We start from the raw sequence: 25,024 nt of genomic DNA, 5'->3' as shown, positions 1-25,024 counted from the left end.
TATGATTTTCAGGGACTCATTTTAAGAACTATGCTGATTGATTGAGGTTTTTTGAATTTTGACTTTTGGATTTTGACAACTACTTTGCACCCGCTAATTGGAGACTAAATAATGGAAGAAGATATACTGATACAAATCAGTAACCGGATAAAAGAACGCCGTCGTGAAAAAAATATCACCGTACAGGAACTGGCTATACGGGCCAATGTGAGCAAGGGACTGATATCACAGATCGAGAACAGCCGTACCATACCATCACTCATGGTACTCATTGAAATTATTAAGGCCCTGGAAATTGACCTGAATGATTTTTTTAAGGATATCCGCTCAAAAAGTGATCATTTACCTGTATTGATAAAACGCAAGAGTGAGTACGAGCATTTTGAAAAAGAACACACCGCAGGCTTCCATTACCAGCGCATTTTTACACAGTCCATCACGCAATCAACCGTTGATATTGTCATACTGGAACTTGAGCCCGGAGCGGAGCGTCCGTTGGTAGAAACGGATGCCTTTGAGTACAAATATATTTTACAGGGTGAAGTAGAATACCAGTTTAATGATGACAGGATAGTTATACACCAGGGCGATTCTATGTTATTTGATGGCCGTATCCCCCATACTCCCAAAAACCTAGGCAACACCACCGCCATTATGCTCGCGGTTTACTTTTTTGAAGAAAAAAAATAGAGCGGTGAGTGGTGAATGGTGAGTAGTGAGTTAAAAAAAAGTAGAGAATGTAAACCTACATACTCATAACTACCCACTAACCATTTACTAATCCCCAAAGTTACCCGTTAACCATTCACTACTCACCACTCATCACTCACTACTCACTACTCACTACTCACCATTCACTACTCATCACTCACTACTCATCACTCATTACTCACTACTCATCACTCACTACTCACTACTCACCATTCACTACTCACCACTCACTACTCACCACTCACTACTCACCACTCACCACTTAACTCAACCTTAACACAAATTTAGCCCAGTATTAATAAACAAAGTTTAGTATTGCTAAACATTATTTTATTGATATTATATGGCTATTAAATTAGTGGTATTTGACCTTGCCGGCACTGCGGTTAAAGATGATCAAGAGGTGAATAAAGCTTTCCACGCGGCCTTAAAAAAATACAGATCCTCTCACATCAGTGATGATATAGCTCAGCTAATTGATATCATAAATCAATAAAAATGATAAAACTGATGGAGCAACTCAGGGCAAAAGTAGCTAAATGGCCGTATTCCCTGTTATCAATAATAGCTGCTGTAGCCTCATTCGGCTTATACACTTCTATGTATGCCTTTCGCAAGGCTTTTGCGGCCGGCACCTTTACCGGTCAGCAATACCTGCATATTGATTATAAGGTATGGTTGGTGATAGCCCAGGTAGTAGGCTATACCTTCAGCAAGTTTTACGGCATTCGTTTCATAGCCGAGGTAAACAGCAAAAATAGGGCACGTTATATTTTAACATTAATTGGCATTGCCTGGCTGGCATTGCTGGCTTTTGCTGTGGTACCTGCTCCTTTCAATATCATTTTTCTCTTCATCAACGGCTTTCCGCTTGGGCTGATATGGGGCCTGGTATTTGGTTACCTGGAAGGCCGGCGTTCTACCGAGTTTATGGCAGCGGTGCTATCTATCAGCTTAATATTTGCTTCGGGCTTTGTAAAAACAGTTGGGCGTACCCTGCTCAGCGTTTTTCACGTGAACGAATACCATATGCCCTTTTTAACAGGCGCCATATTTGTTTTACCCCTGCTACTATTTGTATTTTGTATGGAGCTGATGCCCGCCCCTACAGCCGAGGACCAAAAGCTACGTACTAAACGCAGCCCTATGAACGCTACTGAACGTAAACAATTCCTGATGCGTTTTTTACCCGGCATCATCCTTACCATTATTATTTATGTGCTGCTCACCATTATGCGCGATGTGCGCGATAATTTTGAGGTGGAGATCTGGGCCGATCTGGGCGTAAAAAGCAACAGTATTTATACCAATATCGATTCTATCATATCTATCATTGTACTGGTTGCTATGAGTTTGCTTATTTTGGTTAAAAAGAATTTAAAGGCTTTCAGCATTATCCATCTGCTCATCATTGGCGGCTGTGTATTGGTTGGCGTATCAACCTTGTTATTTACCATGAAGCTGATAAGCCCTATAAGCTGGATGACCATGGCCGGACTTGGTCTTTACCTGGGGTATGTGCCGTATAACGCCATATTTTTTGAGCGGATGATAGCCACTTTTAATTATAAAAGCAATGTTGGCTTTATCATGTACGTGGCCGATTCTATGGGTTACCTGGGCAGCGTAAGCATCCTGCTGGTAAAAGAACTGGGCCGCCCAAACATTAGCTGGGGGCACTTTTTTCAGGAAGGCGTTATGATTGTTGGCCTTGTTGGCGGTAGCTGTGGTGTACTGTCCCTCATTTACTTTTTACAAAGCGCAAGGCCAAGTCAAAATTCAAAAGTGAAAAGTGAAAAAAAACCTGATTTAACGGGTGATGATCTGATAACTATATCAAACTAAAAAAATGAATACAAACCCATCAGAAAACTCCACCCTTCGGGGGCGCAGCGGCTCTGCCATCATTATTGGCGCGGGCATTGTTGGTTTAGCCACCGCCCGTGCCTTAGCCATGCGTGGCTATAAGGTAACTGTATTTGAGCGTAACGAGCGCGCAGTTGGCGCTTCCATCCGTAACTTTGGGATGGTATGGCCAATTGGGCAGGCAACCGGCCCCTTGTATGATCGCGCTATGCTATCGCGCAGCATCTGGAAAACTATTTGTACCGAAGCCGGTATCTGGCATAATGAAGTAGGATCATTACACCTGGCTTATCATGATGATGAGTTGCAGGCTATTAAAGAATATGTAGAGGTTAATCACTCATTCAGGGATTGTGCCTTATTAACCCCGGCCCAAACTTTTGACAAATCACTGGCTGTAAATCCCGAGGGATTAAAAGGCGCTTTGTGGAGTGGTGAGGATATGATCATAGAATCGCGCGAGGCAGTTGGACAGGTAGCCAAATACCTGGCCGAAAAATATGGCGTAGAATTTCACTGGAATACTGCCATTAGCCGTATAGAGCACCCTAAAGTAATATCAGGCAGCCGAAGCTGGCAGGCCGATGAAATATTTGTATGCAGCGGTGCCGAGTTTGAAACCTTATACCCAGAGCTGTTTGCTCAAACACCTATAACCAAATGTAAACTGCAGATGATGCGCCTGGTTACCCAGCCTGATGAATGGCGCATAGGCCCTTCGTTATGCGGCGGTTTATCCATGATCCATTACCCTGGTTTTCAGTCGGCAGCTTCATTACCCGCTTTGCGCAAACGTTACGAAGAACAGTATGCCACACACCTAAAATGGGGTATCCACGTAATGGTTTCGCAAAATGGCAGTGGCGAATTAACCATCGGCGATTCGCATGAATACGGCCTGGTACATGATCCTTTTGATAAGGCATTTATTAATAATTTAATAATAGAGTACTTACATACTTTTGCCACCTTTAAGGACTGGAAACTCCTGCAGTCATGGCATGGCATTTACCCCAAAATGACTAATGGGGCTACCGAGCTTGTTGTTGATATCGAACCCGGTGTAACCATCATTAACGGAATGGGCGGTAACGGCATGACCCTTTCATTTGGCCTGTGCGAGGAAGTAATAGCAGCAAGGAATTAGTCTATGGTTTGTAGTTGATAGTTCATGGTTCATAGTAACTACCAACAATTGACGATTATATTTTGGATTATTTCTATTTTACCATGGTCAATGAACCATCAGCTATGAACCAATAAATAAATAACTAAACACTAATGTTTGATACCCGCAGAGACTTTTTAAAGAAAGCAGCATTATTGACAGGCGCGGCCGGCATGGCCAGTATCTTGCCCGAATCTATTCAAAAAGCGATGGCCATAAACCCGGCCGCCGGCAGCACGTACCTGGATGCCGAACATATCGTGATCCTGATGCAGGAAAACCGCTCTTTTGACCATACCTATGGTACGCTTAAAGGCGTGCGCGGATATAACGATCCGCGGGCAATTGATCTGCCTAATAAAAATAAAGTATGGCTGCAATCTAACAAAGCCGGTGAAACTTATGCTCCTTTTCGCCTGGATATCAAAGGTACAAAAGCTACCTGGATGTCGTCGCTACCGCATTCCTGGGCCAACCAGGTAAATGCCCGTAACGATGGCAAGTATGATGAGTGGCTTAATGTAAAACAAAACGGCATTAAAGAATACAGGCACATGCCGCTTACCATGGGTTATTATAACCGGGAGGATCTGCCTTTTTATTATGCCCTGGCCGATGCCTTTACCGTGTGCGATCAAAATTTCTGCTCGGCATTAACCGGTACTAATCCCAACAGGTTATATTTCTGGAGCGGCACCATACGCGCCGAGCAGCATGAAGACTCGCTGGCCCACGTGTGGAACGACGATATGGATTATGGCACGCTCAACTGGGCTACCTTTCCCGAACGTTTAGAAGATCATGGCATCTCCTGGAAACATTACCAGAATGAAGTAGCTATTGACAGCGGTTTTGAAGGGGAGGAAGATCCCTGGTTATCAAATTTCCAGGATAACCCTTTGGAGTTTTTTAGCCAGTATAACATCAAGCTGCATGATAACCATATTGCTTATCTGCAAAAAAGATTTACCCTTTTGCCCGATGAGATAAGTGCCCTTGAAAAACAGATAGCTGCTTTACCTGCCGGTGATGCGCATATTGATCATCTGCAAAAACAGCTAAAACAGAAAAAGCGCGACCTGGACAATATCAAAAAAGATATGGACAGTCTTGATCCCGGCAAATTTGCTACTTTATCACAGCGTGAAAAAAACCTGCACCAGAAAGGCTTTGTCACCAATACCAACGATCCGCATTACCGCGAGCTGGTGAACCTCAAATATGATGATAACGGCACCGAACGCGAACTGCTGGTACCTAAAGGAGATGTGCTGCATCAATTTAGGGAAGATGTAAAAACAGGGCAGCTGCCAACCGTTTCCTGGATCTCGGCCCCCGAAAACTTCTCGGACCACCCAAGCGCGGCCTGGTTTGGCGCCTGGTACGTATCCGAAGTAATGGATATATTGACCCAGAATCCTGAAGTTTGGAAAAAAACTATTTTCATATTGGCCTACGACGAAAACGATGGTTATTTTGATCATGTACCCCCATTTGTAGTGCCTCATTCTAAAAAACCGGGCACTGGCCTGGTTTCGAAAGGTATTGATACCAGTGTTGACTTTGTGACCCTTGCCCAGGAAAAAGCCCGCAATAATTTTCCTGAGGTGTACGATCGTGAAAGCTCTATAGGCTTGGGTTACCGTGTACCTTTGGTTATCGCTTCACCGTGGTCAAGGGGCGGATGGGTAAACTCCGAAGTGTTTGACCATACTTCAACCCTGCAATTCCTGGAAGATTTTTTAAGCAAAAAAACAGGTAAAAAAGTAACCGAACCAAACATCAGCAGCTGGCGCCGTACCATTTGCGGCGATTTGACCAGCGTGTTCAGACCCTACAATGGCGAAAAAATAGCCAATCCGGAGTTTGTAGCCAAAGACGCGTTTTTAGAAAGCATCCATCAGGCCAAGTTTAAAAAGCTGCCTACTTATAAACTGCTTACCCCTGCTGAGATTGCGCAGATCAACAAAGATCCACACTCGTCGCCCTACATGCCGCAACAGGAAAAAGGCATCAAACCATCGTGCGCCCTGCCCTACCAGCTATATGCCGATGGTAAGCTGAGCGCCGATAAAAAATCGTTCGAAATAAAATTCACTGCCGATAACAAAGCATTTGGCGATAAGGCCATAGGGGCGCCATTTAATGTTTACGCGCCGGGCAGGTACGTTAGCTTTAACAATCCGCAGCAGATGGAGCCGCTTCGTACCTGGGCTTATGCGCTTTCCGCAGGCGATAGCCTCACCGATAAATGGCCCGTACAGGAATTTGAAAGCGATGAATACCATTTGCGTGTTTACGGCCCTAACGGTTTCTTCCGGGAGTACAAAGGCAACACTAACGATCCGCACCTGGATGTAACCTGCGATTATGAACATACCGGGAACAAACTAACCGGTAATATTGCCCTGAAACTGGCCAATGCCGATAGCAAAGCCCATACCATCGAGATCACTGACCATGCTTATAAAACCAATAACCTGAAAAAGGTATTAACAGCCAAAGGACAAAGCACACTGGTACTTAATCTAACCAAAAGCCATGGCTGGTATGATTTCAGCGTAAAAGTTACCGGTAGCCAAACCTTTGAAAAACGCTACGCCGGTCGCGTAGAAACCGGGCAGCACAGCTTTAGCGATCCGCTGATGGGAAAAGTGGTTTAGGTAATCCATAAGAACAAAGGCCGTGCATTAATGTACGGCCTTTGTGGTTTTCTAAATTCCCTCCCCACGGGAGGGGTGGGATGGATTGAGCGCAATGGCAGGGAGGGGTTTATACGACACACTTATTCGCATATATAAACCCCTTCCTCCCCTTCCCCAAGGAAGGAATCGCACAAGCCTTGGCTTTTGTGCTTTATCTTGATTCCTGATTCTTATCTCTTTACGCCCCCTACTTCTTCTCCTCCAAAACCACCCACCTGTTCACGGTATTAAATTGCCCTTCAATACAAACCTTATAAAACTTGGATGGCAGATTTTTAACATCCAGCAGCGCGTGCTCATTGGTAACTGGTACTTCGGCTAATAGTTTATAATCATCGGGCTGACCTTCTTTATAATTATTGGCGGCAGCTACCCAGATCTTTACTTTGCCTTGTGGGCTCAATGCTTTCCAGCTTACATCCAGGGAGCCCTGCACAAAATTAGCCTGTGGCTCTGCAACCGAAACCTGGCCGATCAGCGATATACCATCAACCTCACGCAATTGTGCTTCAGGTACCTTTACATTTAAAAAGGTATTGATGGAAGGGGTGATATCCACAATACCGGGAGTATAGTATTTAGCATAATTATTCAACGGTTTATAGTTGGTTACCATCCAGGTGGAGCGCTGGCGGGTGCTTTGGCCACCGTGATCTTTGCCGTTTAGCTCGCTGCGGCCATGATCGGTCGTGATAAATATGAGCCAATCTTCCTTAAAGTTTTTCTGGCGGTACTGAATAGCCTGCCAGATACGACCGACCTGCGCGTCCATCTTTTCAATGGCATCATAATATTGCGGACTATCCCCATAACGGTGCCCCATATCATCCGTAAACTCCAGATATACCCATGACAGGTCGGGCGCTTTATCTTTAATGCACGTTGCAGCCGAAGCAACCACCTGCTCATCTATCAGGTGCATATAATTACTCAGCTTATCATGCGGAAACTTCACGGTATCCAGTTCGTACCCATCATAGGCATAATCCGGATGAATATTACCTGCGGCAGGTAGGTTATCGCCGATGAGTTTAGTACGGTTATCCGTCCAGCTCGAGAAAATGGCTGTCTTTTTATTTGGGTAAGTATTTTTAAACATCCTGAACACATTCCAATAGTTATAGTTGGGCGCCTTGATATCATTACCCCAAACGTTATGTTTATTTACCCAGGTAGCCGTAAGCAAGCTATTATAACCATTGGCAGATATAGTAGGTGTTTGCGAATAGCTCCCTTTTTCGCCCCCAACGTGAGCTCGCAGATAAGTTCCTTGCTGGGCTATCAATTTCAGATTAGGAGTATTCAGTTTTTCGACCACATCGGCAGGGATGCCGTCGGCAATAATAAAAACCGCTTTTTTGGTACGGGTTTGAGCATTTGCGCTTAAAGTTGCCAGTAAAAACAGGCCTGTTACAGTTAATTTTATAGAATTTAGCATCATATATACTTGAATGAAGGCAAGGTACTAAACTACCCCGTTTTAAAAATCATGACGTTAATAAATTGTTATGTTTTGGGAAGATTTTGGAACAAGGATCTATGGACAATAGATTAAGGCAAACAAAAGCAAAATGTCTTTACCCCCTACTCCCCTAATCTTTGCTCCTTGTTCCTAAAATCCTTGCTCTCCAAGTCCTTGCTCCTTGTTCTAAAAATCCTTACTCCTAAAATCTGTTTATATTTGCATACATGATACCCACAAGATGAGCCCCCGATACACGAAACACGAACCCGGAACCTCAAACGTCAACAGCGCTCATCAAACCAAATGGCTCTACCTGTTTATCGGCATGGCGGTTATTATCAACTTTAGCGGTTTGTTCACCAACATTATGGGGCCCGATGCTAACCTGTATGCCATCATCGCCAAAAATATGGTGCAGCGTAACAACTACGCCGACCTGTTTGCCTGGGGCAGCGACTGGCTCGATAAACCGCATTTTCCGTTTTGGGTTGCCGCGGTGTCCTTTAAATGTTTTGGTTTTACCACCTGGGCTTATAAGCTGCCGGGCATCCTGTTTATGATGATGGGGGTGGCGTATACCTATCACTTTGCCAAATATCTGTATAATAAACAAACCGCTTTGTGGGCCGTTTTGATATTGCTTACCGCCCAGCACATCATCCTTTCCAATACCGATGTGCGTGCCGAACCTTATTTAACCGGGTTAATTATCGCTGCGGTTTATCATTTTTATAAAGCGTATATCCGTAACAACATCTGGCAGTTGGTATTGGCCTGCCTGTTTACCGCCTGCGCGGTGATGACCAAAGGCATGTTCGCGCTTATTACTATTGGCGGATCGATAGTTGGACATTTGATCATTACCCGGCAATGGAAACAGCTTTTTCACTGGCGATGGCTGCTGGCCATTATATTAGTGCTGCTATTCATCACACCCGAGGTTTGGTGCCTGTACCGGCAATTTGATCTCCATCCCGAAAAAGTGGTATTCGGGCATACCGGCGTATCCGGTATCAAGTTCTTTTTCTGGGACAGCCAGTTCGGGCGTTTTTTTAACACAGGCCCCATTAAAGGTCATGGCGACCCTACCTTTTTTATACATACTACACTATGGGCTTTTTTACCCTGGTCGCTGTTACTATTTGCGGCCATATTTCAGTTCATCAAAAAGGGTATCAAAAATGTACAGGCACAGGAGTGGTATTGTATCTGTGGTTCGCTCATCACTTTTCTGTTGTTCTCGGCATCCCAATTTCAACTGCCGCATTATTTAAATATCGTATTCCCGTTTTTTGCTATTATTACGGCACAGTATCTTGCAGGGCTCAAATCCGAAAGAAGTATCAAAGCGGTACAGATTACACAAACTATTGTTATTGCATTGATGCTGATGATTATAACCACATTGTGGTATTTTTATCGCCCCGAAACCTTTGACCCGCTCACCGGATCAATCATCGCTATATTCCTGCTGATGCTGATATTTTTGCCTGGTAGAATTTCCACGGGTATGCAGCGGATTATTTTCAGCACCATGCTGGCTTCGTTTATCGTAAACCTGTTTCTTAACCTGTGTTTTTATCCCTCACTGCTGCATTACCAATCGGGCAGTGAGGCTGCCATCTGGATCAACCATAATAATCCACAAAAACTTCCGGTTTATATTAATGACGGTCAGTTTCATGACGATTTAAACTTTTATCTGCATGCGCCCTTTACAGAAATTACTGAATCCTCCCAAATAAGGAACAAGGGGTTGCTATATGCCAATACAGAAGTATTGCATACTCTCGAAACAAAAGGCTGGAAATTTAAGCCGGTCAAAACTTTTAAACATTATTCCGTAACCCGCCTCAATCCCACATTCCTGAACCGGGCTACGCGCGAAAAAGAATTATCAGAGGTGCAGGTAGTGATGTTAAACCCATAGAATTTTAAATTAGATTATTGTGAGTAGCACTCCTTTTAAAGCCCTTCCTTTGAAGAGGACCGGGAAGTTCTTACTCCGATCTCAAACTTTTAACCGGACTGTTAAGCGCCGCTTTAATGGTTTGTATACAAATCAGTATGGCCGTTATTAAAGTAAGCCCCAAAATAGCTATCATAAACGGATTAAGGGTGATAGCTATTTTATATGCATAATCATTTAGCCATTGGTGCATAATTAAATACGCTATGGGGCAGGCTACTAATCCCGCAATGATGACCACCCCTAAAAATTCCTTCATAAACAAACTGATGATACCTGCAATAGACGAGCCCAGCACTTTACGGATGCCAATTTCTTTAGTACGTTTCTGGATACTTAAGGATATTAAACCTAATACGCCCAGCAATACGATGACAATGGCCAGCGCTGTAGCTATATATGATGCCTGTTTCAATTGTATTTCGCTTTGATAAATTTTAGCAAGGGCGTTATCAATAAAGTTATACTCAAATGGGGCGCCGGGTAATACTTCGGCCCATTTTTTTTGCAGGGCAGCAATATTTTGCTGTGTATTCCCCGATTTTATTTTGATAGAGAAAAACCGGTAATAAGTGGTATAATTAACATTAAAAAAAGTGATAGGCTGAATGCGGTTATGCATAGATCCAAAATAAAAATCGGCTGTAACTCCGCAAATGGTGAGCGGGATAGTACTACCCTGCATCATAATATTTTGACCGATGGCATCCTGCGGCGTTTTATAGCCCAGCGCTTTTGACTGAGTTTCGTTGATGACCACCTGCGTGGTATCAGCAACCATAAAAATCGGCTTAAAAAATGTACCAGCCTTAAGCGGTATATTATAGGTAAAGGCATACTGATTATCGGCAGCCAATCCCTGCGATGTAATTGCCTGGGCGGGATTAGAACCCTGTTTATAAACCGGCATATTACCGCCGTTGCTTCCGTCAGGAATTTCCCAGGAAAGGGATATAGCCTTTATCTCAGGCATCTGCGCCAATTGCGCTTTGATGGATTCCATTTTTTGCACACCCTTTACCGACCAATCGCGAGGAACCTGCGCATAGATCACATAATCGCGATTATAGCCCAGGTCTTTATTAAAGAACAGGCTAATCTGTTTGGAAATAATGATGGCTCCTATAAATACAATTGCCGCTGTACCAAATTGAAATGCCACCAACGTTTTACGGAACAGTACACTCTCCTTAACCGAACTCAGCTTCCCTTTCAATGAATCAACCGATTTTAAGGCCGATAATACCAATGCGGGATAAATACCGGCCAGCACACCCACTACCAGCGCGAACACAAAAGGAACGGGGATAAAGTAAACCGGGAACGAGAACAGTCCGGTGATCTGCTTGCCTAAAACCTCGCTGAAATATGGCCTGGCAATCATGAATACAACCAGAGCCAACAAGGTTGATAGCATCACCAGCAATACCGACTCCGTTAAAAACTGCCAGATCAATTGCTGGCGTAAGCCACCTAATACCTTACGGATGCCCATCTCTTTCATTCGCCCTGATGAGCGCCCAATACAGATGTTTACAAAATTGATAACCGCCATCAGCAATATAAACAGGGCGATGCAACCCAGTGTATAGATCATTTTTTTAACCAGGCCACCATCGGCAATCAAATTATAATCACGTAAAGGCTGCACTTTAACAGTCAGGTTTTTACTGATCTGCTTAGAAGCATTTTTACGGATCAGATCTTTGATGGGCTTTTCAAGATCCTTAGGACTAACACCTTGTTGTAGTTCAATATAATTAACAATATTGATATTGTTCCAACCCTCCAGGTTACGTTTAAAATATTTAGCAGCGCTTGCCGTAAAAAAGAAATCAGAATTGTTACTTGCGTTTAAATTGGTTACCGAGTTACGGGGTATTTTTGCCAGTACACCAGTAATTAAAAAGTCGTGCCTTTCACCTCCAAAACTTTCAAAATTTAGGGTTTGCCCCACTACATCAGTTCGGCCAAAATATTTTTTTGCCATATTTTGGGTCAGCACCACCGAAAATGGATCATTCAGTGCGGTATTTACGTCACCTTGTGACAGTTTAAAGCCATACATTTTAAACAGTGTACTATCACCCAGCTGCAGGCTTTCGCGAAAATGCATATCGCCCCTCGATACATTGGTGGTAACACCATCAAAGTGATAATATCCGGCCACCAGGTTAGGGTAGTTATCCTTTAATGCCTTGGGGAGCTGTGCTATACTGCCTATTTCGTTACCCATATTTGGGTCGGTCCATTTACTGAGCAGGATATACTGGTTATCCGCGTTTTTTAACTTGTGGTTTACCTGCAGCTCATCCCATATGTAAGCGCCGATAAGCAATGTAAAGGCAATACCTACTGACAGACCCAATATATTAATGAGTGAGAAAACCCTGTTCTTCCACAGGTTACGCCAGGCCAGTTTAAAGTAATTTTCAAGCATAGTATGAATATAAGCTATACCTTAAAGGTAACTGCAATTTTCAGAATTAATAAACCGCTCCTATTTAATTAACAATTATTAACATTATAAAAGCTTCGGGTAAAATTCAATGCAACACCTTCGGCCTTTCCCTCCTTACCGGGGTTAAATAGTTATTATCCGTTAGCCAGTCGGCCATGCGCTGCGGCCAGGTGTTGATAGATTGCAGTTTGGACCGGTTACCCATGTTAAAACCATGACTGCCCTGGGTATACAAATGCACCTCTACCGGTATTTTGGCGGTGCGATACAGGTTAAGCAGTTTTACTACCGAGGGCGAGCAGCAAGGATCGTCATTGGCAGCCAGCAAAAAGGCCGGCGGAGCATCGGCAGGCAGCACATCGGGTATATACAGCGGACCAGGATATATCTGGATCACAAAGTTTGGCCGGGCATTCAGCCGGTCGACTGGATCAGGCGCATTGGCATCGCCTTTACCCGAACCATAAGCCACCATATCCACTACCTCGCCCCCCGCCGAAAAACCCATCATCCCTATGCGGTTGGTGTCCAAGCCATATTCGGCAGCTTTACTGCGCACCAGTCGCATGGCACGGTAACCATCCTGTTTGGCATGCACGTCAATTTTATAGGGCGACAGCGTATCCCTGCCTAAACGATACTTCAGCACAAAAACAGTCACTCCCAGGTTGCTGAGGTATTTACCCGGATCAACACCCTCGGCGGTATATACCAGCAACCGATGACCACCACCCGGGCACACAACAATAGCCGCGCCGTTGGCTTTACCCGTCGGCGGTGCAAAAACTGTGAGTGAAGGATTGTGGATATTTTTCACCCAGTAATCCTTAGCCTGCTCGGGCTCATTACGACGGTTCTCAAAACCCGGCGCGCCTTTGGGCCAAAGTGGTATTACAGTTGGTTTATCCTGCGCCATAATGACTATGGGGGTTAAAAGCAGCAGACAGAGGTAAATGATTAGTTTGGTTTGCATGCTTAAATTTAGATATTTTAACTTAAAAACCGTCATTGCGAAGCAATCCCTATGCTATACAGAGCGAATAGAACAGTTTAAGCTTTAAATGACCGACCTGCTTACGTAGAGATTGCTTCGTACCTCGCAATGACGTTTTTTTAGCATTATGCCCGGCTCCCCTTCATAACCCCAAAGTCATAATATGCCATACCATTACAAATACCCTAAACTTTTACGAAATTAGAGTGTTCATAACAAGTGGACTATGAACTTTCACTCTTGAACTAAAACAAATACGCTATGGCAAATTTCCAGGAAATTATAGCATCAGACACGCCTGTACTGGTTGATTTTTCGGCCGAATGGTGCGGCCCTTGTAAAATGATGCCGCCCATATTGCAGGATGTAAAACACGCCCTTGGCGACAAGGTAAAGATCCTCAAAATAGATATCGACAAAAACCCATCGGCAGCAAGCGCCTTCAAGATCCAAAGCGTACCAACCCTCATGATATTTCAAAAAGGGCAAACAAAATGGCGCCAAAGCGGGGTGATACAGGCACGGCAATTACAACATGCGGTTGAGCAGTTTATATAAAGCCTCACATAATCCTCTCCAAAGGAGAGGGAGTTAGAAAAGCAAAAAAAATACAAAGTAAAGTCCTCTCCTTTGGAGAGGATTATGTGAGGCTCTTTAAAAATTTTAAATTATGGCAACTATCGAAAGCATCCAGAACGCGTATATTGATTATGTACTGACCGAGGGTGCGCAACCCAAATCGGTTTACATTTTTGCCAAACAGAACGAAATGACCGAGGCTGAGTTTTATCAGTTCTTTGGTTCGTTTGAAGCAGTTGAGCAAAACATCTGGGCCGAATTTGCCCGCAAAACTTTAACAGAGATTCGCGGACAGGAAGTTTGGGCCGGCTATAGCGCCCGTGAAAAAGCCTTATCCTTCTTTTACGGCTTTTTCGAGCTGATTAAAGGCAGCCGCAGCTTTGCCATTTATACCATCAACAAACAGCCTAAAGGTTTTACCACTCCTCGTGTGTTTGAGCAGCTGAAGGATATTTACGAAAACTTTGCCGATGAAATATTGAAAGAAGGTTTGGAATCATCGGAACTGAGCGACCGTAAGTTTTTCAGCAAACGCTACAAAGATGCCTTGTGGGTACAGTTTGTATTTGTGCTGAACTTTTGGGTGAATGATAATTCGGCCGGATTCGAGAAAACCGACGAAGCTATTGAAAAAGGTGTTAACGTTACGTTCGATCTGTTCCAGCGTTCACCTATTGATAATTTGCTGGAGTATGGCAAATTCCTGGTTAAAAACGGCGGTATAAAGGATAAGATGGGATTTTAATACGATGACAGAAGATAAGAAAGTTTCTCCGCCTGCCACCGACGGAGATTTAACGGGAGATGATAGCACATCCCAACAAAACAGCATGCCCACCACCAAAGTGCAGCGTTCGGCCAGGTTTGTGAGTACGGGTATAAAAATCGGCGGCAACTATATCAAGCACTATTCCAAAAAGCTATTTAACCCGGATCTGGACAAGTCGGAGTTGAACGAAGACAATGCAACCGATATTTACAAATCATTAAGCGAGCTCAAAGGCAGTGCCCTTAAAGTAGCGCAAATGCTCAGCATGGACAAAAACCTGTTGCCGCAGGCGTATGTTGATAAATTTACGCAATCGCAATACAACGCGCCCCCGCTTTCGGGACCGCTGATCGTGCAAACCTTCAGAAAATATTTCGGCAAAAACCCAGATCAGATCTTTGATAAATTTAACATCCGCTCCACCAACGCCGCCTCTATTGGTCAGGTTCACGAAGCCGAACTGAATGGCAAAAAACTGGCGGTGAAGATCCAATACCCTGGTGTGGGCGAAGCTATTTCATCCGACCTGAAACTGGTAAAACCCTTCGCCTTCCGGATGCTGGGTATGAGTGAGCGCGAACTGGATGTTTACATGCGTGAGGTGGAAGAACGCCTGCTGGAAGAAACCGACTATGAACTGGAAGTACGCCGCTCCATCGAATTTTCCACTGCCTGTGCCAACTTGGATAATGTCGTATTCCCCAAATACTATCCCGAACTCAGCAGCAAACGCATCATCACCATGGACTGGCTCGAGGGTAAACACCTGCGTGAATTTCTGGCTATCAATCCATCACAGGAGCTGCGTAACCAGGTTGGTCAAGCCCTGTGGGATTTTTACAATTTCCAACAGCATGAGCTTCGCGCTGTACATGCCGATCCGCATCCCGGCAATTTCCTGATCACCCCCGAAGGTAAACTGGGGGTTATTGATTTTGGCTGCATCAAAGAGATGCCGGAAGATTTTTATTACCCCTTCTTCTCGCTTACCTCCACCAATCTGCTCGATAACAAAACGGAAACCATCAAAGCTTTCCGGCAGCTGGACATGATTCATAAGGGTGATACCCCAGCCCAGATCGAGTTTTTTTATACCCAGTTCTGCGAAATGATTGAGCTGTTTGCCATGCCCTATATCCATGATCATTTTGATTTTAGCCAGACAACCTTTTTCGACCAATTGTACCGCTTTCGTGAGCGCTTGTCAAAACTACCCGAGTTTAAACAGGCTCGCGGCGTAAAGCATTTTATCTACGTAAACCGCACCAACTTTGGCTTGTACAATATCCTGCATGAACTTAAAGCCGAGGTTAAAACCGATACGTTTAAGCCGCATGTAGTGCTGGAGTATTGATTTTTTTAGTGGGCAGATCGCGGTAAAAAACCTGTCATTTTAATACTTTTTGTCATCCTGAGGAACGAAGGATCTTCTTTAGCTATGCCTGATGCACAACGAATGCTTTACTCCGTTCCATGACAAATTTTCGTTATATTTGACTATCCATCACCATGAAAACTGCTTATCTACTCCTGCTCATTTGTATTATCGCCTCTTGTAAGCCCCAACCTGCAAAAACCAACGGTGGTGTTAAGGTTAAGCCGGTTAAAATTTTGCCGGCATCTTATAAAAGAACCCAGGCACTTCAGGCTAATGCTGCCGCTGATACCTCCCAGGCCGATGAGCAAGCAGATGCTTATGCAGACTATTATATTGTAGTAGCAGATACAGGCCTCAGTTATAATGCACTCCGGGGTAAAATGTTTGATCTGAACAAGTCACTAAACATTCCCATTGACACGATGAACCGTGGATACAATAAAACCAAGGACCTGATAGCTCTTTCTGATAAAGACGAAGATGAAATGTACGCAGGCGAATATTACCCGCGAAGATCAGTTTCTGATTTTTTAAGCCTGGAATATCTGAACCAGTATAAATCCGATGCTAAAGAAAAAACCATTGCCCTGGTAAGAGGTATTTACGAAACCAAAACGAGCGCAGACAGCGCCCTGCAGGCCATGGGCCAATCAAAAACAGCATTTGCCTTTAAGGCTAAGGTTTTTGTAGGATGTATGCATTAAAAGCATTGGGGGATAACTGTCAGCGATAAAAGCCGCTGAGCAATTAATCCCTTATCACATCCGTATCAACCGGGATATAGCCCAGTAGCCGGCTCATATTGGCTAATTGTCCTTTATGATGGTATTCGTGAGTGATTGCATGAGTAAACAGCTCCAGCGGTGTTAGTGTTAGTGGCGTTTCGCCCTCCCTTGGCAAAATAAGCGGCACGTTAACATCATCCTTATATTGCTGCAAAAAGTCGTTAACCACCAGGTTCACCTGTTCAAACATACCGCGAATAGCCGGCAGATTTTTGTGGTTGTCTTCAGTAAAGTAGGGCCGTTGTTCCTGCTGCAAAAAATTGAGCAGCCAGCCTAAATAAGTATTAGCTACATGCCTCATTAAACTACCTATACTATCGTTATTGTACGATGGGATTGACTGGGTCAAATGTTCCGGGCGAATGGTTTCCAAAAAGTCAAGCAATACCCCGCGGGATGATAAAACCAATTGATATTGACGTGATAGTATTGCGTACATATTATTTACCGTTCAATAATTAAACCAAATTTTCGTGTCGGTAAGGCTGGCAGCATATTGACAATATGACTTGCCCCACTCCATAAATTTCCGTATATTTATATCCATAGCCCGCTTATCTTTTATCAGGATAAGCGGGCTGTTTTGTTAAAGACAAAACAAAGCCAAAAAATCGACCGTTTCGTATGTTTTATTTAACAATCAACAAATTAATACTTTTTAAACTTTTGAAAACCTACCAAACCGGGTTAAAGTTTGTTAAAAAGTGTTAAAACCGATAGTTTCGGATCAATTTTCAAGCGTTTTTCGGTTGTTTTTGCATCGAAAGTGTTAAAATTTAAGGTTTAAAAAGTTTTGACTCATCAAATTTTGCACAAGTCCTGCAACATAGCTGCCAAGCATTTCAGATGTAGCCGTTTTGTTCAAAGCTATTATTGCGGTGTAATTTTAAAACACCATACCCTTTTTATTTGTTGCGCATAAATGAAGGTTTTACTTGCCGGTGCTAATAGTTATATAGGTAGGATGCTGATCCCTTTTTTATTGGAGAAAGGTTATGAAATAGTATGTTTGGTAAGTGATAAAAAACGTTTTCAGGAACACAATGCTTTTGCAAATGGTGTTACCCTTATAAGCGGCGATCTGTTGCGGGAACAAAGTATAGAGACCCTTCCGGCTGATATAGAGGTTGCTTATTACCTGGTTCATTCTATGGCCCAGTCGCAGGATTTGGCTGCACTGGAAGCTTTATCGGCCTATAATTTTGTACATGCGCTTGACCGGACGGATTGTCGCCAAACCATACTTTTAAGCGGTCTCAGCCATGGTAATGGCCGGTCCAAGCGCATGGAGTCACGCAAACATGTGGAAGATATATTGAAAGAAGGTAAATCGGCCTTAACCATTTTAAGGGCAACTATTATTATTGGTTCGGGAAGCGTTTCTTTCGAGATCATTCGTGATCTTACGGAGAAATTTCCGGTTATAACCATATCTGGCTGGATAAATTCACCTTGCCAGCCCATAGCCATAAGCGATGTATTGACCTATCTGGAAAGTGTGGTGCTGAATGAGAAAACCTTTAACCGAAGTTTTGACATAGGTGGACCCGATATTTTAACTTTTAAAGAGATGATACTGGAATATGCCCGAATACGTCAATTGAAAAGACGCGTTATCACCATACCGTTCCTGCCATCAGGCATATTATCATACTGGCTTAGTCGCACCAGTTCTTTTGGTTATGCAGCTACCCATAACCTTGCCAGCCGCTTGAAAGGGGGAACTATTATGCATGAGCACGCCATCCAGGAAATTGTACCCAACCGGTGCTTAACCTATAAAGAATCATTACTTTTAGCTATAAATCACACACCGGTAAAAAGCAATGAGTAAAAACATCCTGATAACGGGCGCATCTGGCTCAATAGGTAAACGCCTCACTAATGTGTTACTTCGTAAGGGCTATAGTATAAGTGTGTTGAGCAGGGCACCAGGGCAAAATCCGGCTGTTAAAACCTTTATATGGGATGTCAATAAGGGTATTATTGATGATCGCTGTATAGATGGTATAGACACCATAATACACCTGGCGGGCGCAGGCATAGCCGAAAAAAGATGGACGGATACGCGAAAAAAAGAACTGATCGATAGCCGCACCAGATCGATCGGTCTGATATATAATCTACTCAAAACCAGGCAACACCAGGTGACTTCAGTGATCTCTGCATCGGCCATAGGTTACTACAGCGATCGTGCTGATGAATTGATGACAGAAGATAGCGCCCCTAATACGGATTTTATGGCCCATTGCTGTGTGGAATGGGAAAATGCTGTTGATGAGGGCGAAAAGCTGGGTTTGCGCATCGTAAAATTTCGTACCGGGGTGGTATTAGATAAAGATGGCGGTGCGCTGCCTACTCTGGCCAAACCCATCAAATGGTATGTTGGCTCGCCCATGGGTAATGGCCGGCAATGGATTCCCTGGATACACTGGCAGGATGTAGTGGACATGTATGTGTATAGTATCGAAAATATCACTATTAACGGCATTTACAACATGGCAGCTCCTCACCCAGTTACCAATGCACAACTAACCCAGGCGGTGGCCAAACAATTGCACAAGCCACTTTGGGCTCCAAACGTCCCGGCTTTTGTATTGAAGCTAATGCTGGGCGAAATGAGCACCATTGTTTTAGGAAGCACCAGGGTTTCAGCACAAAAGATCCAGGATGCTGGATTCAGCTTTAAATTCGCCGAAGTGCGGGCAGCGCTAAAAGAAATTTATGGATAAAAATATACCGGTAACTATTTTCTGGTTTCGCCGCGACTTACGCCTAAATGATAACGCGGGTTTATATCACGCCTTAAAAAGCGGTAGATCAGTGCTTGCACTATTTATTTTTGATAAGGAGATACTGGATGATCTGGAAGATAAAGATGATGCCCGTGTAACTTTTATTCATCAAACTATTGAGCAGTTACATCATCAACTATACCAGTATGGAAGTAGTTTGTTGGTGTTATATAATAAGGCCGAAGATGCCTGGGATAATATCATTCGGGACTATCGTATTAATTCGGTTTATACCAATCATGATTATGAACCTTATGCTCTAAAACGCGACAATGCGGTAAAAGAAAAACTAAACAAACAAGGCATCGAACTTAAAACATTTAAAGACCAGGTAATTTTTGAAAAGGACGAAGTTATTAAGGATGATGGTAAGCCTTATACAGTTTATACACCCTATCAGCGCAAGTGGTATAGCTCATTGCGGCCATTTTATCTGAAGGCTTATCCTACCGAAAAATATCTGAAAAATCTGGTTAAAACACAAGTTTTCCCTATTGTATCTCTGGAAGCAATGGGATTTCAGAAAAGCGGTATACATTTCCCTGATCGGGAATATAAAGATATAATTGCCGATTATAAAGCGAAAAGGGATTTCCCGGCCATTAAGGGTACATCCCGCATCAGTTTGCATTTACGCTTTGGTACGGTAAGTATCCGTGAACTGGCCAAAACAGCCTATGCCAACCCCGATAAAACCTGGCTGAATGAGCTGATATGGCGCGAGTTTTATATGATGATCCTGTACCATTTCCCGCATACGATGGATCATGCTTTTCGTCCCGAATATGACCGTATTCAATGGGTAAATGATGAAACACAATTTAAGGCCTGGTGCGATGGACAAACCGGTTATCCTATAGTAGATGCAGGTATGCGCGAACTAAATACTACAGGCTTTATGCACAACCGTGTGCGCATGATTGTGGCCAGCTTTTTAAGTAAACATCTGCTGATGGACTGGCGGTGGGGTGAGCATTATTTTGCCCGAAAACTCCTTGATTATGAAATGGCCAGCAATGTAGGGGGCTGGCAATGGGCCGCGGGCTCAGGTACAGATGCAGCACCGTATTTTCGCATATTTAGTCCGGATGCTCAAACTAAAAAGTTCGATCCGCAACTGCAATACATTAAAAAATGGGTTCCGGAATATGCCGATTTTAGCAAATATCCGAAACCCATTATTAATCACGCTTTTGCACGCGAACGTTGTTTAAAAGCTTTTAAAGCAGCGCTGGTTAAATAAATTATGGATTAGTAACCGTTGCTATAGTAAAATCAAAGGATAAACACGCGTTTGGCCCTATAGTTGATCCATTACCTGATTTCCCATAACCTAACCGGGATGGTATAAGAATAGATACACTTGCACCTGCCGTTTGGCCCATTAATGCTTCCTGTACACCCGCAACAACCGAATTAAGGGTAAAAGGAATTGGGGTTGTCAAGTCGGTAATTCCACTGTTCTTGTTCTGAATTTCACTACTGTCAAATGTGGCGCCGTTCAGCCACTTACCTTCATAAGTAGCCGTAAATGATGATGTTAAATCAAGCACATCGGTACCCGTACCTGCTTTAGTTACTTTATAATACAACCCTCTCCCGCGGTCAGTTATATCTGTGAGATGGGTATAAGTGGATAACTGTATATTGTTTCGCTTTGCATAGTCATTGATCACATAATCATCATAACCGGGTGTTTTAGCATCAACATAATTCAGGTTTGAAATTACATTTACATAGTAATCAAGACACTGATTACCTAAAACCCGTGAATTGGTATTGCTTGAACTACCTGTACCAACCCCATTAACCCCATAAGCTACCCGTGACGGAACAAGAATCCTTGCTCTTGTACCTTTATATTTCATGACATTATAAATGGCGTATTGTAAACCCTTGGTAAAACCAATAATACTGCCACCATTTGATACATGCCCCAATAAACCAGCAAAATGCGCTAAATTAAGGGTATCTGTATTGATATACTTACCATCAAATGATTTTACCGAGAGCACAAAATTAACACTGTCTGAATACTGCAAAGGTGTACTGGTTGAACCTTGCGAAAGTATCTGGTAATATATACCGCTGGTATCACCGTTAGACATATCTCTTTGCATGCCGGTAAGCCCATTGGCGTTAATATAGTTTTGTATCTGGGTTTGATCGTACTGGGTAATATTAGGATCGTTGCGCGTTTTCCGGCAGGATATTAAACCTATAGATGTGATTAATAAAAGCGTAAAAAGTGTTTGTTTCATTTAAGTTATTTTATTTTTTGGCTCAATAGCGACTTTACTCACTATCCGCCCATAGTTCTTTTTTAGTTGATTACGTTATATAATTGTATATCAAAATCAAGTACCGAATTTGCCGGCAAATGTAGTGAATCCTGCGGAAACGGTCCGTAAGCATATCTTGATGGTATAAATAACCTTATTTTACCATTTTTCTTGATCTTAGGTATGCCTAACTGCCACCCCCTGATCACATCACTCAAACGGTACGAGGGATGAAAATCGTTGGTTTGCGCAATCACCAGCTGCGATGTCAAAATTCGACCTGTATATCCAACAGTAACCTGTGTAGAACTGGTAAATAAATCGTTACCGCTTCCCTCTTCACCCGGTTTAATGCTATAAAAAACCCCTGAAGTATCAATGCGTTTAGCATTCAAATCGGGATGAGCTGCCAAATAATCACTCACAATCTTATCATCAATAGCTTTTTGCTCTTCATAATGGATCGAAGGATCGGTGGATTTTTTACAGGCACCAAAACCAATAGCAATAACCAATAACACTGACAGGATCCTGTTCATTTTTTCAAAAGGCAAATTTATTCTTTTATAATAGAAAAACGGCAGCTTAACATTTTTTAACAATTAATAAGCCCTAAAGCATACCATCGCCCTATATTTAGGGCCTGATTTTCTGAATAAAACGTACAATTTAAGGTAAAAGTGTAGCTCATTGGTACATGTCTGAACCATTAACAGTAAGAGTGTGATGATAGCCCAACATAAAAGACCAATGAACTTGTGAACTAATGAACCTGTAAACCAATCATGGTTTATAGTTCAACGTAAGTTTGTTGATCTTCTTCAGCATTTCAGTAAGGTATTGTTTGTCGGCCTCGCTGATATGTGAATCGAGATAATTATTGAATTGCTTTACTATTGCCCGGGCCTGGTGACGCTTTTCTTTCCCCAATTTGGTCAAATATATTTTAACTGAACGTTTATCGCCCTGGTTAGATTCCCGGTATATTAATCCCGTTTTTTCCAGCTGGCTAAGCATCCTGGACAAACTGGTTGACTTCAAGCCCAGCAAAGCCGCAGCCTGCGATACAGTAGTACCTTCTTTTTCGTCAATATTAATCAATAAATAACCAATGGACTGGGTAATGCCAAATTCCGTAACCAACTGGTTATACCGGTTAGCAACCGTTTGCCATACTATCTTTAAAAAATAGTCAATAGTTTCCTGATGTTTAATGCTGTTTTGCATGCATACCAAACGTAAGAAATGCTTGTTGATTACGCAAATTTTAGTTGGCAGTTTTCAGTCGGCAGTAAGCAGCATTTATAATAACTGATAATCCATGCCAACTGCCCACTACGAACTGCAAACTTAATAACCTACCTTCTTGTCATCCCCACGTGGATCTGCCCCGCCCTGGTAGCCTTGTGAGGTTTTCAAAATGGCATCAACCCGGCCAATACCGCCTCTGCTATTTATTTTATAGCCTTTGCTTTGCAATTTTATTATGGTTGCACTATCCAATGCGCCTTTTTCAATCGCTATTGCATCGGGTAGCCACTGGTGGTGAAAACGTTTAGATGTAACAGCCTGCTGCATATCCTGATCAAACTCGATCACGTTAATGATGGTTTGAAAAACCGAAGTTATAATAGTTGATCCTCCGGGTGTACCCACCACCATAAATAATTTACCGTTTTTTTCAACAATAGTAGGTGTCATTGACGATAACATGCGTTTGCCCGGTTGTATACTGTTGGCTTTTCCACCAACCAGTCCGTACATATTAGGCACGCCGGGTTTAGAGCTAAAATCGTCCATTTCATTATTCAGCAAAAAGCCTGCACCTTTTACAAATATCTTTGAGCCATAACTATCATTTAAGGTTGTTGTGATGGATACCGCGTTACCGTCATGATCAACAATAGAATAATGGGTGGTTTGATCGCTTTCGTAACCCGCAAAAGTGCCCGGCTGTATACTGCTGCTTGGCGTGGCTGCATCCCAGCTAAAGTTGCTCATGCGCGATGTGATATATGACGGTTTCAGTAAACTATCCACAGGTACTTTGAAAAAATCGGGGTCGCCCATATATTTGGAACGATCTGCATATACCCGGCGTTCGGATTCAACTATCAGTCTTATAGTTGAATCCTGATTATAGCCCCATCTTTTTAAGGGATATTTTTCAACCGACTGCAGCAGCTGTAATAATGCAATTCCTCCGCTTGACGGCGGCGGCATGGTAATAATTTTATATCCTTTGTAGTTCCCAGTAACGGCCTTGCGCCAAACCGAATGGTAATTTTGCAGGTCGGCTTTGGATATCAGACCGTCGCCCGCCTTCATTTCGGCAACTATCTGGTCGGCAACTATACCATCATAAAATCCTTCACGGCCCTTATCGCGTATTTGTTCCAGGGTTTTAGCCAGATCCTCCTGTACCAAAACATCACCCTCATGCCATTCGGTATCTTTTATTAAATAAGTCTTGCCAGGGTTTAATTTTTCAACCTGAGCTTTTATATGGTTTAATTCGGAGGCAAAACGCTGTGTTACCTTAAAGCCCTTACGCGCCAGATCGATAGCAGGCTGCAGGAGATCGGCCCATTTGAGTTTACCATACTTTTGATGAGCTTGTACCATTCCATCCACAGACCCAGGTACCCCTGATGCTTTATGGGTGTAAAGACTCATATTGGGTATCACATTACCCGCCGCATCCAAATACATATTAGCACTTGCACCGGCCGGGCCCTTTTCTCTAAAGTCGAGTGTATTGGTTTCACCGGTTTTGGAACGGTATACCATAAAACCGCCTCCACCTATATTGCCGGCATCGGGATAAGTAACGGCCAGGGCAAAATGTACCGCTACTGCCGCATCAATAGCGTTACCACCTTTCTTCAATATATCAAGTCCAACCTTTGCAGCATCCGGATAAGCACATACCACCATACCATTATAATACGGTCCATTAGCATTAGTTACCAGGCGTTTTTGCACGCATCCTAACGGCACAAAACACAGCGCCAACAAAACCATGCCCAGACACCTGTTTTTCTTTAGGTTTAAGTTACTCATCGTTATCACAGTAAGATTATTTTACTAAAATAAC

21 protein-coding genes are annotated in these 25,024 nt (G+C 43.2%); 13 read left to right on the top strand and 8 right to left on the bottom strand.

What is annotated here, in order from left to right; all coding sequences use genetic code 11:
* Positions 1 to 111: 111 nt before the first annotated feature.
* The 5 genes from AB6735_RS12835 to AB6735_RS12815 all read left to right on the top strand — a co-directional run bounded on the left by AB6735_RS12835 (position 112) and on the right by AB6735_RS12815 (position 6,408).
* Positions 112 to 690: a helix-turn-helix domain-containing protein gene (locus AB6735_RS12835; RefSeq protein ID WP_370996267.1), complete on the top strand. Its 579-nt coding sequence runs from the start codon at positions 112 to 114 to the stop codon at positions 688 to 690.
* 364 nt (positions 691 to 1,054) lie between these two features.
* A complete protein-coding gene (locus AB6735_RS12830) occupies positions 1,055 to 1,207 on the top strand; it encodes a hypothetical protein (RefSeq protein WP_370996266.1) in 153 nt (50 codons plus the stop codon).
* A gap of 2 nt (positions 1,208 to 1,209) precedes the next feature.
* Positions 1,210 to 2,556 carry a DUF5690 family protein gene (locus tag AB6735_RS12825; RefSeq protein WP_370996265.1) on the top strand — a complete coding sequence of 449 codons (1,347 nt, stop codon included), beginning with the start codon at positions 1,210 to 1,212 and terminating at the stop codon, positions 2,554 to 2,556.
* A gap of 4 nt (positions 2,557 to 2,560) precedes the next feature.
* Positions 2,561 to 3,724 (top strand): TIGR03364 family FAD-dependent oxidoreductase, encoded by a 1,164-nt coding sequence (locus tag AB6735_RS12820; RefSeq protein WP_370996264.1) that lies wholly within the window; start codon positions 2,561 to 2,563, stop codon positions 3,722 to 3,724.
* Positions 3,725 to 3,858: 134 nt separating this feature from the next.
* Positions 3,859 to 6,408 (top strand): phosphocholine-specific phospholipase C, encoded by a 2,550-nt coding sequence (locus AB6735_RS12815; protein WP_370996263.1) that lies wholly within the window; start codon positions 3,859 to 3,861, stop codon positions 6,406 to 6,408.
* A 229-nt stretch (positions 6,409 to 6,637) separates the two neighbouring features.
* Here AB6735_RS12815 and AB6735_RS12810 read toward each other — a convergent pair whose 3' ends face one another.
* Positions 6,638 to 7,891, bottom strand: a complete 1,254-nt coding sequence (locus AB6735_RS12810; RefSeq protein WP_370996262.1) for an alkaline phosphatase family protein — start codon at positions 7,889 to 7,891, stop codon at positions 6,638 to 6,640.
* Between the two features lie 262 nt (positions 7,892 to 8,153).
* Between AB6735_RS12810 and AB6735_RS12805 the strand changes: the two genes are divergently transcribed.
* Positions 8,154 to 9,845, top strand: a complete 1,692-nt coding sequence (locus AB6735_RS12805) for an ArnT family glycosyltransferase (protein WP_370996261.1) — start codon at positions 8,154 to 8,156, stop codon at positions 9,843 to 9,845.
* A gap of 70 nt (positions 9,846 to 9,915) precedes the next feature.
* On the opposite strand, the gene AB6735_RS12800 is transcribed toward AB6735_RS12805, so the two are convergent.
* Together AB6735_RS12800 and AB6735_RS12795 are read right to left on the bottom strand one after the other, a co-directional pair.
* A complete protein-coding gene (locus AB6735_RS12800; RefSeq protein ID WP_370996260.1) occupies positions 9,916 to 12,324 on the bottom strand; it encodes an ABC transporter permease in 2,409 nt (802 codons plus the stop codon).
* A 106-nt stretch (positions 12,325 to 12,430) separates the two neighbouring features.
* Complete coding sequence (locus AB6735_RS12795; RefSeq protein WP_370996259.1) at positions 12,431 to 13,318, bottom strand: alpha/beta hydrolase; 888 nt, start codon at positions 13,316 to 13,318, stop codon at positions 12,431 to 12,433.
* A 282-nt stretch (positions 13,319 to 13,600) separates the two neighbouring features.
* On the opposite strand from AB6735_RS12795, the gene trxA reads away from it, so the two are divergent.
* The 4 genes from trxA to AB6735_RS12775 all read left to right on the top strand — a co-directional run bounded on the left by trxA (position 13,601) and on the right by AB6735_RS12775 (position 16,769).
* Positions 13,601 to 13,897 (top strand): thioredoxin, encoded by a 297-nt coding sequence (gene trxA / locus AB6735_RS12790; protein ID WP_370996258.1) that lies wholly within the window; start codon positions 13,601 to 13,603, stop codon positions 13,895 to 13,897.
* 112 nt (positions 13,898 to 14,009) lie between these two features.
* Positions 14,010 to 14,663, top strand: a complete 654-nt coding sequence (locus AB6735_RS12785; protein WP_370996257.1) for a TetR family transcriptional regulator C-terminal domain-containing protein — start codon at positions 14,010 to 14,012, stop codon at positions 14,661 to 14,663.
* A 4-nt stretch (positions 14,664 to 14,667) separates the two neighbouring features.
* The gene (locus AB6735_RS12780; RefSeq protein WP_370996256.1) at positions 14,668 to 16,041 is read left to right on the top strand and encodes an ABC1 kinase family protein; all 1,374 of its coding nucleotides are present in this window, start codon (positions 14,668 to 14,670) and stop codon (positions 16,039 to 16,041) included.
* 155 nt (positions 16,042 to 16,196) lie between these two features.
* Positions 16,197 to 16,769 (top strand): hypothetical protein, encoded by a 573-nt coding sequence (locus AB6735_RS12775; RefSeq protein ID WP_370996255.1) that lies wholly within the window; start codon positions 16,197 to 16,199, stop codon positions 16,767 to 16,769.
* Between the two features lie 43 nt (positions 16,770 to 16,812).
* Here the strand turns inward: AB6735_RS12775 and AB6735_RS12770 are convergent, their stop codons facing one another.
* Positions 16,813 to 17,289 (bottom strand): DinB family protein, encoded by a 477-nt coding sequence (locus AB6735_RS12770; RefSeq protein ID WP_370996254.1) that lies wholly within the window; start codon positions 17,287 to 17,289, stop codon positions 16,813 to 16,815.
* Between the two features lie 483 nt (positions 17,290 to 17,772).
* Here AB6735_RS12770 and AB6735_RS12765 point away from each other — a divergent pair, with 483 nt between their 5' ends.
* From AB6735_RS12765 to AB6735_RS12755, 3 genes are read left to right on the top strand one after another with little or no spacing between them, the layout of a single operon-like run.
* Positions 17,773 to 18,684, top strand: coding sequence for an NAD(P)H-binding protein (locus AB6735_RS12765; protein ID WP_370996253.1), 912 nt, complete (start codon positions 17,773 to 17,775; stop codon positions 18,682 to 18,684).
* Entirely contained in the window at positions 18,677 to 19,582 is a 906-nt protein-coding gene (locus AB6735_RS12760) for a TIGR01777 family oxidoreductase (RefSeq protein WP_370996252.1), read from the top strand. The genes AB6735_RS12765 and AB6735_RS12760 overlap by 8 nt, the downstream gene beginning before the upstream one ends.
* Positions 19,575 to 20,888 (top strand): deoxyribodipyrimidine photo-lyase, encoded by a 1,314-nt coding sequence (locus tag AB6735_RS12755; RefSeq protein WP_370996251.1) that lies wholly within the window; start codon positions 19,575 to 19,577, stop codon positions 20,886 to 20,888. Before AB6735_RS12760 ends, AB6735_RS12755 begins: the two co-directional genes overlap by 8 nt.
* 1 nt (position 20,889) lies before the next feature.
* On the opposite strand, the gene AB6735_RS12750 is transcribed toward AB6735_RS12755, so the two are convergent.
* The 4 genes from AB6735_RS12750 to ggt all read right to left on the bottom strand — a co-directional run bounded on the left by AB6735_RS12750 (position 20,890) and on the right by ggt (position 24,990).
* On the bottom strand, positions 20,890 to 21,906 hold the full coding sequence (locus tag AB6735_RS12750; protein WP_370996250.1) for an FKBP-type peptidyl-prolyl cis-trans isomerase: 1,017 nt from the start codon (positions 21,904 to 21,906) through the stop codon (positions 20,890 to 20,892).
* 62 nt (positions 21,907 to 21,968) lie between these two features.
* Positions 21,969 to 22,466: an FKBP-type peptidyl-prolyl cis-trans isomerase gene (locus AB6735_RS12745; RefSeq protein WP_370996249.1), complete on the bottom strand. Its 498-nt coding sequence runs from the start codon at positions 22,464 to 22,466 to the stop codon at positions 21,969 to 21,971.
* Between the two features lie 244 nt (positions 22,467 to 22,710).
* Complete coding sequence (locus AB6735_RS12740) at positions 22,711 to 23,142, bottom strand: MarR family winged helix-turn-helix transcriptional regulator (RefSeq protein ID WP_370996369.1); 432 nt, start codon at positions 23,140 to 23,142, stop codon at positions 22,711 to 22,713.
* Between the two features lie 135 nt (positions 23,143 to 23,277).
* Positions 23,278 to 24,990: a gamma-glutamyltransferase gene (ggt, locus tag AB6735_RS12735; RefSeq protein WP_370996248.1), complete on the bottom strand. Its 1,713-nt coding sequence runs from the start codon at positions 24,988 to 24,990 to the stop codon at positions 23,278 to 23,280.
* Positions 24,991 to 25,024 lie beyond the last annotated feature (34 nt).

This window comes from Mucilaginibacter sp. RCC_168, from assembly GCF_041355315.1.
Lineage (GTDB): Bacteria > Bacteroidota > Bacteroidia > Sphingobacteriales > Sphingobacteriaceae > Mucilaginibacter.
This window is presented reverse-complemented; position numbering and strand designations above follow the sequence as displayed.

What these genes read in the sequence shown, in the direction of transcription:
- AB6735_RS12750 (WP_370996250.1), bottom strand. Translation starts at nt 21,906, where the DNA reads ATGAAACAAACACTTTTTACGCTTTTATTAATCACATCTATAGGTTTA.
- AB6735_RS12755 (WP_370996251.1), top strand. Translation starts at nt 19,575, where the DNA reads ATGGATAAAAATATACCGGTAACTATTTTCTGGTTTCGCCGCGACTTA.
- trxA (WP_370996258.1), top strand. Translation starts at nt 13,601, where the DNA reads ATGGCAAATTTCCAGGAAATTATAGCATCAGACACGCCTGTACTGGTT.
- AB6735_RS12785 (WP_370996257.1), top strand. Translation starts at nt 14,010, where the DNA reads ATGGCAACTATCGAAAGCATCCAGAACGCGTATATTGATTATGTACTG.
- AB6735_RS12825 (WP_370996265.1), top strand. Translation starts at nt 1,210, where the DNA reads ATGATAAAACTGATGGAGCAACTCAGGGCAAAAGTAGCTAAATGGCCG.
- AB6735_RS12780 (WP_370996256.1), top strand. Translation starts at nt 14,668, where the DNA reads ATGACAGAAGATAAGAAAGTTTCTCCGCCTGCCACCGACGGAGATTTA.
- AB6735_RS12810 (WP_370996262.1), bottom strand. Translation starts at nt 7,891, where the DNA reads ATGATGCTAAATTCTATAAAATTAACTGTAACAGGCCTGTTTTTACTG.
- AB6735_RS12815 (WP_370996263.1), top strand. Translation starts at nt 3,859, where the DNA reads ATGTTTGATACCCGCAGAGACTTTTTAAAGAAAGCAGCATTATTGACA.
- AB6735_RS12805 (WP_370996261.1), top strand. Translation starts at nt 8,154, where the DNA reads ATGAGCCCCCGATACACGAAACACGAACCCGGAACCTCAAACGTCAAC.
- AB6735_RS12835 (WP_370996267.1), top strand. Translation starts at nt 112, where the DNA reads ATGGAAGAAGATATACTGATACAAATCAGTAACCGGATAAAAGAACGC.
- AB6735_RS12800 (WP_370996260.1), bottom strand. Translation starts at nt 12,324, where the DNA reads ATGCTTGAAAATTACTTTAAACTGGCCTGGCGTAACCTGTGGAAGAAC.
- AB6735_RS12770 (WP_370996254.1), bottom strand. Translation starts at nt 17,289, where the DNA reads ATGTACGCAATACTATCACGTCAATATCAATTGGTTTTATCATCCCGC.
- AB6735_RS12775 (WP_370996255.1), top strand. Translation starts at nt 16,197, where the DNA reads ATGAAAACTGCTTATCTACTCCTGCTCATTTGTATTATCGCCTCTTGT.
- AB6735_RS12795 (WP_370996259.1), bottom strand. Translation starts at nt 13,318, where the DNA reads ATGCAAACCAAACTAATCATTTACCTCTGTCTGCTGCTTTTAACCCCC.
- AB6735_RS12760 (WP_370996252.1), top strand. Translation starts at nt 18,677, where the DNA reads ATGAGTAAAAACATCCTGATAACGGGCGCATCTGGCTCAATAGGTAAA.
- AB6735_RS12830 (WP_370996266.1), top strand. Translation starts at nt 1,055, where the DNA reads ATGGCTATTAAATTAGTGGTATTTGACCTTGCCGGCACTGCGGTTAAA.
- AB6735_RS12745 (WP_370996249.1), bottom strand. Translation starts at nt 22,466, where the DNA reads ATGAACAGGATCCTGTCAGTGTTATTGGTTATTGCTATTGGTTTTGGT.
- AB6735_RS12820 (WP_370996264.1), top strand. Translation starts at nt 2,561, where the DNA reads ATGAATACAAACCCATCAGAAAACTCCACCCTTCGGGGGCGCAGCGGC.
- AB6735_RS12765 (WP_370996253.1), top strand. Translation starts at nt 17,773, where the DNA reads ATGAAGGTTTTACTTGCCGGTGCTAATAGTTATATAGGTAGGATGCTG.
- ggt (WP_370996248.1), bottom strand. Translation starts at nt 24,990, where the DNA reads ATGAGTAACTTAAACCTAAAGAAAAACAGGTGTCTGGGCATGGTTTTG.